This is a genomic window from Herbaspirillum sp. RV1423 (assembly GCF_000577615.1).
Taxonomy (GTDB): domain Bacteria; phylum Pseudomonadota; class Gammaproteobacteria; order Burkholderiales; family Burkholderiaceae_D; genus Herbaspirillum.
The window spans coordinates 1-11965 of record NZ_CBXX010000067.1; the positions used below are offsets into that span (position 1 = coordinate 1).

9 protein-coding genes and 1 pseudogene are annotated in these 11965 nt (G+C 61.2%); 3 read left to right on the forward strand and 7 right to left on the reverse strand.

All coding sequences use genetic code 11. The features are described from left to right. From RV1423_RS27670 to nagAa, 5 genes are all read right to left on the reverse strand, one after another. The coding region (locus RV1423_RS27670) for a Rieske 2Fe-2S domain-containing protein (protein ID WP_034303852.1) at positions 1 to 255 on the reverse strand (255 nt) is incomplete at its 3' end. An 88-nt stretch (positions 256 to 343) separates the two neighbouring features. Next, positions 344 to 658 carry a naphthalene 1,2-dioxygenase/salicylate 5-hydroxylase systems ferredoxin NagAb gene (gene nagAb, locus RV1423_RS27675; RefSeq protein WP_034303853.1) on the reverse strand — a complete coding sequence of 105 codons (315 nt, stop codon included), beginning with the start codon at positions 656 to 658 and terminating at the stop codon, positions 344 to 346. 11 nt (positions 659 to 669) lie between these two features. Next, positions 670 to 1155, reverse strand: coding sequence for a dalicylate 5-hydroxylase small oxygenase NagH (gene nagH / locus RV1423_RS27680; RefSeq protein ID WP_034303854.1), 486 nt, complete (start codon positions 1153 to 1155; stop codon positions 670 to 672). Positions 1156 to 1157: 2 nt separating this feature from the next. Next, the gene (gene nagG / locus RV1423_RS27685) at positions 1158 to 2420 is read right to left on the reverse strand and encodes a salicylate 5-hydroxylase large oxygenase NagG (protein ID WP_034303855.1); all 1263 of its coding nucleotides are present in this window, start codon (positions 2418 to 2420) and stop codon (positions 1158 to 1160) included. 45 nt (positions 2421 to 2465) lie between these two features. Continuing rightward, positions 2466 to 3452 (reverse strand): naphthalene 1,2-dioxygenase/salicylate 5-hydroxylase systems ferredoxin--NAD(P)(+) reductase NagAa, encoded by a 987-nt coding sequence (nagAa, locus tag RV1423_RS27690; protein WP_034303856.1) that lies wholly within the window; start codon positions 3450 to 3452, stop codon positions 2466 to 2468. Positions 3453 to 3567: 115 nt separating this feature from the next. On the opposite strand from nagAa, the gene nagR reads away from it, so the two are divergent. Further along, on the forward strand, positions 3568 to 4473 hold the full coding sequence (nagR, locus tag RV1423_RS27695; RefSeq protein ID WP_034303858.1) for a naphthalene degradation transcriptional regulator NagR: 906 nt from the start codon (positions 3568 to 3570) through the stop codon (positions 4471 to 4473). 48 nt (positions 4474 to 4521) lie between these two features. On the opposite strand, the pseudogene RV1423_RS27700 reads toward nagR, so the two are convergent. After that, positions 4522 to 5616, reverse strand: a pseudogene (locus tag RV1423_RS27700) (methyl-accepting chemotaxis protein); the annotation flags it as partial. A gap of 511 nt (positions 5617 to 6127) precedes the next feature. Between RV1423_RS27700 and istA the strand changes: the two are divergent. Both istA and istB read left to right on the forward strand, forming a co-directional pair. After that, positions 6128 to 7732, forward strand: coding sequence for an IS21 family transposase (gene istA, locus RV1423_RS27705; protein WP_034303860.1), 1605 nt, complete (start codon positions 6128 to 6130; stop codon positions 7730 to 7732). Continuing rightward, positions 7729 to 8493 carry an IS21-like element helper ATPase IstB gene (gene istB, locus RV1423_RS27710; protein WP_011804279.1) on the forward strand — a complete coding sequence of 255 codons (765 nt, stop codon included), beginning with the start codon at positions 7729 to 7731 and terminating at the stop codon, positions 8491 to 8493. The genes istA and istB overlap by 4 nt, the downstream gene beginning before the upstream one ends. Positions 8494 to 8840: 347 nt before the next feature. Here the strand turns inward: istB and RV1423_RS27715 are convergent, their stop codons facing one another. After that, complete coding sequence (locus RV1423_RS27715) at positions 8841 to 11756, reverse strand: Tn3-like element IS1071 family transposase (protein WP_003158660.1); 2916 nt, start codon at positions 11754 to 11756, stop codon at positions 8841 to 8843. Between the last annotated feature and the right edge of the window lie 209 nt (positions 11757 to 11965).

The following is an 11965-nucleotide window of genomic DNA, read 5'->3' on the forward strand; positions in this document are numbered from 1 at the left end:
TGTCTTGCCCCGGTGGCGGCAAACATTCAAAAAGGCTCGCACGGAGCCATCGTTCTGACGGGAGACGATGACTTCATCGACGCCCATTTTTGCTGTGACATAGTCGCCGGGGGAGGGAATCAGACTGTCATGGGTCAGAAAAAGCCAGTTCCGCGCGAAGATGGTCTTCATCTCGTGCTGGAAAAGTTCTTTGTCGCCATGAATCAGGTGCTTTTGCGTCAGCCCTGCTTCACTCACTAAGTTTTGGTAACTCATAATTGCTTGTCTCCTCTTGTTTGAAAACGGGTAGTGATTGGGTTGGGTGGGGTGATTTCCGGATTTGGCTTTCCTCCTGCAAAGAGTTTTAGTCCAGCTTGAGCATCACGCGCATGTTTTCGATTTTTACGGGGTAGGTTTTGATGTCCTGTGTCAGGGGTGTGCACAAGGCTTTACCCGTGCAAACATCGAATCGGCCTTGATGCAAAGGACATTCAATTTCCCGGCCTTCGAGAAAGCCATCGCTCATGCGGGCGGCGCCGTGAGTGCAGGTGTTGTCGGTGGCGTAGATCTCGCCCGCCACCTCGTAGAGGGCAATCTCCTTGCCGACGATATTGATGCCGATCACGTCGCCCTCGGGCACCTCGTCGCGGGCGGCGGCGTCGATCCAGTTCTCGCTCATTGGATTCGTTCTCAGATAGGGTAGATGATGGAGTTGGGAATCATTTCGCTGTCGTACACGCACAGGCGCGACTTCAGCTTGAGGCCCTCGGGTGTTCGCACGATCACGTCTCGGTAATAGCCGGCGTTGAAAACCGTGGAATCGCCGTCGTACTTGGTGCGAATCACGGCATAGCTGGCTTCGGCGGTGATGCGCTCGCCATCCGCGTCACGCTCCACCGACAGCACGCGCGGCGTGCCTACGATGTGGCGCTGGTAGTAGGGATCGTGGTACATGGTTTCCTTGACACCGTACACTCGGTCACGGATCATGGCCTTGCTCTCCAGCGCCAGCAGACACAGCGGCAAGTCCTGCTCGAAGTTTTCGCGCGGTTGCAGGCGGTAGGTGCCGGTCTCAATGAAAAAATCAGGCCACTTCTCCCAATCGGCGGAGTCGCAGACCATGGCGTAGTCGCTGTACAGGTTCAGCAGTTCGAAGTACGTCTTGAAGTCGATCATGTTCACTCCCCCATCACTTTGCGCCAGTAGTCGTACATGCCGCGGATCAGCGTTTCGGTGACCATGTGGTCGGTGTCGCCGATCTCGTGGCCGCCCATCTCGATCACGGAGCGGTGCGACGGGTTCTGCTCGAAGCCTTCCTGCGACCACTCGATCACCTCGCCGTCGTCGGCCGAGACGAAGCCTGCCGGGCCGAACAGGTTGGCCTGGATCAGGCGGCGCTGGGTCCACTCCTCGTTGTCGTCCTCGAAGCCGAAGTGGGTCCAGACGAAGTCGAAGGAGCCGTGGCCGTTGGGCTGGATGTGGCGCGTCGATACGCTGTTGACCTGCTGCTGGATGATCACACTGGGGAAGATCGTGGTCATCACGGCGGTCGGGCCGCCCCACCAGGGCTCGGGCACGATGTCCAGCAGACGCGGGTCGTTCACCTTCATCTGCTCCTTGAAGCTGTCCACGCCGGACACGACCTCCTCGTTCTTGCCGCCCTGACCGCGCGTGGAGATCATCGCGGCGTGGCGGAATTTGGCGTCCATCTTCAGTTCCGACTTGTTGTCGGCGCGCCAGAGCCCGAAGGTCGAGAACCAGGTGTGCAGCAGGCCCGGGTGGTAGGGGTCCTTGATGTTCTCCTGCATCAGCTTCCAGTTGCCCGGGATGCGCTGGCGGCGGTAGCCCAGGATCTTGAGCTTGCGGCCATTGAAGACGCGATCGAAGTAGTGCAGGATGGTTGGGCCCAGGAAGTCCTCGAAAGGCTCGACATCGTGGTCGAAAGAGGCAAACACTGCACCGCCTCGGGCGGCCACCTTGAGCTTGGTCAGGCCGTGTTCTTCGAGTTTGAAGTCCTTGGGCATGCCGCCGTTGACCTTGCCGTCCTGCTTGACGCCACGGCGGAAGGGCACGCCCTGCAGGTCACCCTTGAGGCTGTAGTTCCACTGGTGGTAGGGGCAGAAGAAGTCCTTGGCGTTGCCGTGGCGCTCGCGGCAAAAGCGCATGCCACGGTGGGCGCAGACGTTCTCCACCACGTTGATGCCGCCATCCGGATCACGCACCATGATGACCGAGCGCTCACCGATCACCGTTCGCTTGAAGTCGCCTGGATTCGGAATCTCGGCTTCCAGGCCTACATAGCACCAGTGGTTTGCATAGAACAGGCGCTCCAATTCGCGCTTGTACAGGTCTTCGCGGGTGTAGGCCCAGAAGGGAACGCGGCTGCTGCCGTCGCCCGGCCACTTCGGATCTTGGGGAAACACGGGTTGGGGTTCATTCATGGCATGGTTTCCTTGGATTAAATTGGGCTCGCATGGCGCCTTCGCTCAGACACCGCTGGGATAGAACGCATCGGCATGGATATGCCCGGGTGCTATGCCCAGGCGAGCAACGAGCAGGTTCAGGGCCTCTACCATGGCCGGAGCGCCACACAGGTAGGCGCGCCATCCCGCCAAATTGGGCAGGTCACGGTCGATCAGATCGGTGACCAGGCCGGATCGATGACCAGGGCCGGCAGGGCCTGTTGCAACAACGACATTCACCTTGAGATTCGGAAACCTTGCAGCCAATGCGTGAAGGCGTTCCTCGTCATAGATGTCCTGCTCGCTCCGCACACCGAAGTACAGATGGATGGGGTTGCTCATCCCTCCCTCCAGTGCGCCTCGAATGATCGAAAGGACGGGCGCCAGACCGGTTCCACCCCCCACACAAAGCATGGGGCCCGTGTGCGTGCGCCGCAGATAGGCCGTTCCGAGGGGGCCGCTGATCCGCACCGAAGCGCCTACGGACAGTTCATTGAAAACGTAGTTGCTGACGTGCCCGCCCGGAACCTCGCGAATCTGAAACTCCATTTCTGCATCGCCAGGCAGCCCGGCCATCGAATAGGGGCGGACGCATTCGGGCGTAAACTGCACCGTTGCGTACTGGCCGGGGCTGAACTCAAGCGGCTTGGCCAGTTTGATGCGCAGGCGCCGGATGTCATGGGTGGCCTCGTCTATCGCTGTGACCGTCCCCTTGACGATGCGCGCCGGGTGAACCACGATCTCGTCAGATTCAGGGATCTCAATCGTGCAGTTTTCGATCAGTACCGCCTGACAGGCCAGAACGTAGGTTCCCTTTCCTGCCTGCGGGCGCCCTGTCTCGGGGCCGTTATCGCGAAGATGGCCGGCAATCACACGGCAACGGCAAGTGCCGCAGCGGCCCGACATGCAGCTATAAGAAATGGGGACCTCGTTGGACCTGAGCACGTCAAGCAGGGTGCTGCCGGTCTCCGCGTTCAGATGCAAATTGAGGGGTTCTACTACCAGTTCCATGCAAGCTCTTTTTCAGTTGTCTCCGAATGGCTGCGATTCTGGCCCGTCGAGCGGTATAGCGCCATAGATCAAATCTGATAGTTAAAATCACCAGCATGAATAATGGTGAGACATCATGGATCTGCGCGACATCGACTTGAATCTGCTGGTGGTCTTCAAACAGCTACTGCTCGACCGGAGCGTATCGACGGTCGGCGAAAAACTGGGGCTGACGCAGCCTGCCGTCAGTAATTCACTTAAACGGCTGCGTGCGGCGCTAAAGGACGATTTGTTCTTGCGCACGTCAAAAGGCATGGAGCCGACACCGTATGCACTGCATCTTGCGGAGCCCGTGGTCTATGCGCTCAACACGCTGCAGACGGCGCTGACGACCCGTGACTCGTTCGACCCGCTTATCAGCACGCGCACCTTCAACTTGGCCATGACCGACATCGGCGAGATGTACTTCATGCCTCCACTGATGGAAGCGCTTGCGCAACGAGCTCCTCATATCCAGATCAGCACGCTGCGCCCGAATGCAGGCAATCTGAAGGAGGATATGGAGTCGGGTGCGGTCGATCTTGCCTTGGGTCTTCTGCCAGAGCTACAGACCGGATTCTTTCAGCGGCGCCTCTTTCGCCACCGCTACGTATGCATGTTCCGCAAGGACCATCCAAGCGCCAAATCCCCCATGAGCCTGAGGCAGTTCAGTGAATTGGAGCATGTCGGCGTGGTCGCACTCAACACCGGACACGGTGAGGTCGATGGCCTGCTTGAACGCGCAGGCATCAAAAGGCGCATGCGACTGGTGGTGCCGCATTTCATTGCGGTCGGCCCCATTCTGCACAGCACCGACCTTATCGCGACCGTGCCGCAACGTTTTGCCGTTCGCTGCGAAGTGCCTTTTGGTCTGACGACATCCCCGCACCCGGCCAAGCTGCCTGACATCGCCATCAACCTGTTTTGGCATGCCAAGTACAACCGGGATCCGGGCAACATGTGGCTACGTCAGTTGTTCGTCGAGCTTTTCTCTGAAGCATAAGCGTCCAGCAAGCCCATATTGACTGCCGCGGGCGGCCATAGCTGAGAATCAGGATGTCGGTGGTCTGCCAACCGATGCGGCAGCAGTTCTTCCATGCGACTGGCCTTGTGCGTAGGCAGCCGGGTCAGAACTGCCTTCACCCGCCAGTTTGAACACCGCCACCGTCTGCACCAGCTCCTCGGACTGGCCCTTCAGGCTGGAGGCCGCCGCGGCCATCTGCTCGACCAGCGCCGCATTCTGCTGCGTGACCTGGTCCATATTGGTGACGGCCTCACCCACCTGCGCTACTCCCTGGCTCTGCTCGGTGCTGGCCGCGCTGATCTCGCCCATGATGTCGGTCACGCGCCGGATACTGTCCACGACCTCTTTCATGGTGGCGCCGACCCGGTCCACCAGGGCGCTGCCTTGCTCGACCCGGCCCACGCTGTCGCTGATCAGGGTCTTGATTTCCTTGGCAGCCTCGGCGCTGCGCTGGGCCAGGCTGCGCACTTCGGCGGCCACCACGGCAAAGCCGCGACCGTGTTCACCCGCTCTGGCGGCCTCGACCGCGGCATTCAGGGCCAGGATATTGGTCTGGAAGGCGATGCCGTCAATGACGCCGATGATGTCGGCTATCTTGCGTGAGCTTTCGTTGATGCCGGTCATGGTGTTGACCACCTGGGCCACAGCTTCGCCGCCTTGGACGGCCACGGCGCTGGCGCTTTGCGCGAGCTGGTTGGCATGGCGCGCGTTGTCGGCGTTCTGGCGCACGGTGGAGCTCAGCTCCTCCATGCTGGCGGCGGTTTCTTCCAGGGCGCTGGCCTGGCTTTCGGTGCGCGCCGACAGGTCGTGGTTGCCCTGGGCAATCTCGGAACTGGCCGCCTCCAGGCTCTCGGCGTTCTGGCGCACATGGGCCACCATGCTGGAAAGGCTGCCCTGCATGTCCGCCAGGGCGGTTATCAATTGGCCGACTTCGTCGTTCGAACGCGTCACGATCTGCCCCGTGAGGTCGCCCTGGGCAATCTGGCCCGCCAGCCGCAGCGCCTCCTCCAGCGGCCCGAGCACCGCTTTGCGGATCGCCCAAAAGGAGGCCAGCAGCACCAGACCGCCCAGCAGGTTGATGCTGAAGACAAGCGCCTTGATGAAGCCGACCGCCTCGGCCACTAGCGGGGCGAAACGTTCGGAGCCATCTTGCACCACCGCCATGTCGGGTCGCAGCCGCTCGACCAGTGCCGGGCTCACGGTGCTGCCAGGTTCGAGCTCGATGATTTTCTTCATGCGCTCCAGGTCGCCAATGTCCTTGCTCGGCAAGTCAAGAACGCCACCAAAGCCGAACAAGCGGAACAACCCCTGCTCGACCTTGAACAACTCCACATCGACCTGCGCGGCAAGCCACTGCCCGTGCTTGATCGGCTTGAGCAGCAGGTCCTTGCCAACCGCCGGGGCCGTGTCACCCGAGCTTGCCCGCTGCATGGCGAGTGCCATCTGCATGACAGCCGCAAGATGTTCCCGCTCCAGGTGGTGGAAGCGCCCCGGCGGCCACCCAAACTCCCCCACTGATGGCCACCTCAAACTCCCCCACCTGAGTTGATCGGGGACAGGGGGTAAACGCCGGCGCCGCTGGCACCTGTTGGCAGGACAGTAGTTCTGGTCTTCCCCGAGGGGAGGCCAAGGAGTGAATGTCTTGAAACCCAACCAACGGGCCACCGTCTACACGCTGCTCGAGCGTGGCAGCACCCAGCGCGAGATCGCGCGCATCACCGGAATCGACCGCAAGACCGTCAGGAGTTACCAACGTCGCCGGCAGGCCGAGCAGTCAAATTCCCCCGGGGTGGCCACCGGCCCTGATGCCATGGCCGCTCACGTGGCCGCGCAAATTCCCCCACCCTGGCCACCGGCTCCCACGTCAGTGGCCGCCTCCCTATGCGAGCCGTACCGCGACTTCATCGAGGCCCAACTGCGTCTCAAGCGCAACGCCACGGCCATCTACCAGGACCTGGTCGATGTCCACGGCTTTGCCGGCCAGTACAACTCGGTCAAACGCTTCGTGGCCCGGCTGCGTCACAAGGAGCCCGAACAATTCGACCGCCTGTCCTTCCTGCCCGCAGAGGAGATGCAGGTGGACTACGGTGAGGGTGCACCCACCCGGGTGCCGGGCAGCAACCGGTACCGCAAACCGCGCCTGTTCGTGGCCACGCTGCGCTACTCGCGGGCCAGCTTTCGGCACGTGGTCTGGAAGTCCAGCCAGCAGGTCTGGGCCGAGCTGCACGAGCGCGCGTTTCGCCACTTCGGTGGCTGCCCGCAGTACGTGGTGCTGGACAACCTCAAAGAGGGCGTCATCAAACCCGACCTGTATGAGCCCGAACTCAACCCGGTCTATGCCGCCACCCTGGCGCACTACGGCGTGGTGGCCGACCCGGCCCGGGTGCGTGACCCCAACCGCAAGGGTACGGTAGAGCACGCCATCGGCCACACCCAGGCCACGGCCTTGAAGGGCCGGCGCTTTGAGTCCATCGAAGAGCAGAACACCTTCCTGGCGCAATGGGAGAAGAATTGGGCAGCCAAGCGCATCCACGGCACCGAGCGGCGCCAGGTGCAGGCCATGTTCGCGGAAGAACGCCCCCACCTCAAAGCTTTGCCACTGCTGGGCATGCAGTATTTCGAAGAGGTCCAGCGCACGGTGTGCGACGACAGCTGTGTGCGGGTGGAGCACAGCAGCTACGCCGCGCGCCCGGCGGTCATCGGATCGAAGGTGCGGGTGCGCATCTTCGCCCAGCGCATCCAGATCTTTGATCTGCAAACCGGCACCTTGCTGCGCAGTCACCCCAAGGCTGAACGCCCCGGCACCGTGGTGCTGCCCCAGGATGAGCGGGTGTTCAACCCCTCGCGTGAGACCCGCCTGATCCTGCGCCAGGCCGGCCAGATTGGCGAACACGCCGCCCGGCTGTGCCAGTTGCTCTTTGCCATCGAGGGCCGGGTGGGCCAGCGCAAGCTCTGGGGCATCGTCGGCCTGGTGCGCCGATATCCGGCGCATTGTGTCAACGCCGCTTGCGCCCAGGCTCTGGAGCAGGGCATCTACAGCTTCAAGCGCGTCCAGGCATTGACAGAGGCGCTCTTTGCCGATGCGCTTGAAGCCATCGAGACCCAGGCCGGTGGCGAGCATGTAACGCCCACCACGGCGACCCTGACCCAGCAGCACGAGCTGATCCGCGATGCCGATGAATACGGTGACCTGTTTGCCCACGCTGCGGCCACCGCCGCAGTTGGGAGCCAGCCATGAACATGGTCGAGATCGAGCGCGCGCTGCGCCAGCTGCGCCTGTCGGGTATTGCCGAGACCCTGTCGACCCGCGTGATGCAGGCCCAGGTCGCCCAGGAGCCATTTCTGCAGACCTTCGCCGCCATGCTTCAGGATGAGCTCGACCGGCGCCGATCGCGCCTGACAGAGCGCCGCTACAAGCGCTCGGGTCTGGACGAGAAGGTCAGCCTGGCCGACTTCGACTGGCGTTTCAACCCCAAGCTGCCCCGCGCGGCCTGCTTTGAGCTGCACACCCTGAAGTTCATCGCCGAGGGTTCCAACGCGCTCATCGTCGGTAAACCCGGCACCGGCAAGTCTCACATTGCCAAGGCCATCGCCTACCAGGCCACGCTGGGCGGCCACGATGTGCGTTACCTCGAGGCCGACGCCGAATTCGCCCGCTACGCGCTGGCAAGTGCCACCGAGCGCATCGGCCTGCTCAAGGAGTGGGTGGAGCCTGACCTGATCATCTTGGACGATCTGTTCCTGGCCAGGCGTATCAGCGAGCACGCCGCCGAGGTCCTGCAGGCCATCGTGCATCAGCGCTACAAGCTGCGCCGCGCCATCGTGGTGACCTCCAACCGCGTGGTGCAGGACTGGGGTCGCTATCTGGGCGACGCCACAATGGCGACCACCATCCTGGACCGCCTCATGCACCGCTGCACGATGCTGGAATTCGAGGGCAAGAGCTACCGGCTCAAAGAGGCCGCCGCACGCATCGCCATCGGCACTGAGTCGTCATAATCCAACCGGTCTTGCCTGGGGAATTTGGGGTGGCCACAGGTGGGGGAATTTGGACTGGCCATCGGGGGGAAGCGCGCGGCCTTGCCAAGGAATCGCCCCCCCAACATCACCAGCAGTGACACCGTGAGCACGGCGACCATGCCGAACAAAAATTTCTGGCGCAGGGTGAATTGGGGCATGGGTTGTGTTCTTTCAGTGGAAAGGGGGGTCTCCTCGTTTTCAGTGCAATAAGTGACGGTACGAAAAGCTAGCACTGGCGCGGAGGTGGTGTTGGTAGATCGTTGATTTCATTGACTTTCCTGTTCACTTTCAAATCTGCGATTCGTGGCGTCAAACCGTGGTCGGTTTCATCCATTGGTGCCAGTTATCGATGCATTTGGCCGCGAAGGCAGGATTTGGTCAGCATAGCGGTCAACCGGGAAGCGAAACACACCCCGCAAGTTGATGCTCTCCAGCCTGGTGGGCGCAATCTTCCCGATCAGTTCCGGTGGAATGACCTGGCGGCGGTTCGACCAGCGATCCAGGACCGCCTGCATCTGTGAGGTATTCCACGCCATCACGATGTTGGCCATCAGGCTCAACGCATCGGCCACAGCCTGCATTTCATCGACACGTTTGGCCTGCGCCGGGCTGATCCGGCCGGTATAAATGGCGCGCTTGAGGGCGTTAACAGCCTCGCCCCGATTGAGCACCCGGCGCAACTCGTTCCTGAAAGCGTCCTTGACAAAGTAGTCAGCCAAAAACGCCGTACGCAGCAACCGCCCCAATTGCACGCCAGCCTCATAGATTGGATCGCCCTGGGCGGCAGAACCGAACCGCGCAAGAGCTGCCACCGCACTGGCATGTCCGCTCATGACCGAGGCTGCCAGGTGCACCAGACTATCCCAATGCTTTTCGATCAAAGCGACGTCGACATTGGCTTCGCACACCGCAGCGATTTCTGCGGGCACTTTGGTGCCGCGTGGCACAAAGAGGTGGCGCTGTTTGAGTTCCTTCAACCGCGGGCAAAGATCAAAACCAAGCAAACGGGCATGTGACATGGCAAAGTCGGTGTAGCCATGGGTATCCACAGCAAGCTGGCTGGTCTCCAGCTTTTCTTGGCGGATGACACCTTCAATGGCCACGCCCGCCTGGCGCTCATTGAGCACAAAGGGCTGCGCATGGAAGATGCCCCACCGGTCTTTTACATGGGAGTAGATTCCAATGGAAGGTGTGTTGCGCCGAGGATCAAGCCGGGCTTGCCACACCCGTTTGGTGGTCTCCATGGTCATCATGTCAGAAGATGCCAAATCGGACCGCCCCCAGGTGGCGGCAATCGGGTGTCGCTGCATGAATTCCAGCACAGCCTGGCAGGCCTGGCTCAGACGCCGTTCGTCCCGCGCCCAGCGCATGGCCTGGCGAATGCTGGTGGCAGACAATTGCGGAATCATGCGCGCGCATTCGACCGCAGTCAGACTGGTGCCGTGGGCCATGATGCCGGCATAGACCATCAGCAGCTCGTCGGTAGAGCGCGGCTCACGTCCGAGCATGATCCAGCTAAAGCGCACCTGGGCGTCAACGGCCAGAATCACTTCCGGCAATTGAACCTCACCGATGCGGTGATCCAAAGCCGCGCGCAGCTTGGTCACTTCTGGGTCTTCGTCCTCTGCGGGCAATGGCGACAAATGGAGTTCATCATCCACGCGCAGTACGCCACTGCGGGCTGCAGCGGCCACCGCATCGACACCGGCAGTTACTCTGGCCAGCAAAGGCTTCAAGAAAGTGGCAGCCTTGCTGGGTAACGATAGACGGGCATAGTGTTTCTTGGACTCTGCCTGCCAACGCTCGTCCGTGAAGAACAAGCGCGCACGACCCCGAAAGCTCAGGCTGTGCTCAATCCAGACCGAGCCATTGCGCACCGCGCGGCGCAGGGCAAACAGGGTGGCCACCTCCAACGCCTGAAACGCCCGTTCCCGGTCTGGGCTGGAGATCGAAACCTGCCAGATCATTCCCAGACTTGGTGCCACCACTTCAACTGGCAGCTTTCTGGATCCTTTGAGATATAAAGCTTGCAGCTTGGCAAGGTACTCGATGGCAGGATGCTCGCCGGTGGCCTGCCAGGGCAGCTTTGCAATGGCGACGAGCAACGACCGCACGGGGCGAATTCCATCAATCAATCCCTCGCGGACCAGGGAGGCCCTGCTCGGTGGTTTGCGTTTCTGGGTTTCGGTGATCAAGGCTTCAAGACGGGCACGCAACTCAGCATCTGGCACCGCACCTTGCGCGCTCAAGGCAACAAGTTCGCCGAGCAGCGTTTTGTACATTGCGGCCCAATTGACGGTAGCGGGGACATCGGCGGCAGCCTGACGCCACAGATCGGCGATCCGGCGCTGCACCATAAGGATCAACTGGTCTGTGGTGGTGAACAGGCAATACCGAAGAAAGCATGCGACCTCCACGGTGCGCGCTGGCTCTTTGATCTTGGCTCCGGCTGAGGGCGGCCTGGAGACAAGTCGGCGCGCGTAGCGGCGCAAGATGAGATCGGGGATGTCTGCCAGGTGCTTATGAACGTCCAGCGTGTAAAGCAGGTCGATGCGCTCCAGTACCTCGCTGATTTGGCGGGTTGAGTGTTTCGCCGGTGCAGCCCATAGCCAACTCTGCTGGGTTTGTCCATCTGGGCGCAGCTCTGAAACTGAGGCTCGCCAGCGATCAAGTGTTGCTGGATCAACGCTGGCGGCGATGGCGGTGCCTGTTTCAACTTCAAGCTGGGCAAGTGCCGCCGCAATCAGTGTCCGAATTGCCCGCTCGTGCACGATCACCAGCTTGTTCTTGTACAGCCATTGACGCGCCCGCACGAGTAGCTGATCGCGGTCGGCGCAGCGCGCCACTTCGTCGCGCAGTTCACGTACCAGTGAGCGGCGCTGGTGCTCGCTCATCCACTGGAATCCAAGGACCGTGCAGGCTACTTGTTGGTGATCGAATAGCGTGCGCCCGCGTTCATACATGGCTCTCAGCGAGGCGACTTCTGGTGCTGCAATGCCAAGCTCGTTGCCAAGGTGGCGCCACAAGGCTACTGGAATTACCCGAAAGGCACCGAGCAAACGCCCACTCATGCGCAGGAAACCAATATGGAGCGCCAGACCAAGCTTGTGGGAATCACCTCGGCGTGCATTGATTGCGTCGCGCTCGGCACCATCGAAGGTGAAAAATGCCTTCATCTCGAAGTCGCTGATATCGCGGGGGAGCCCACGCATCCCCAAAAACGTTGTGTGCCAACCCTGCATCGTGAACCTCAAAAGTGGGAGGCCACCATACCCGTTTACAAAGCGAACAGGAAAGTCAATGAAATCAACGGTTGTGAATTTTCGCCGTTAAGGAGCCATTCCGTAATCGGCGTTAAGGCGCCACCAGATTGTCGGCGTAATGGCGCCACCGGATTTGCGGCGTAAAGGAGCCACTCCGTAATCGGCGTAATGGCGCCACGCCATTTGCG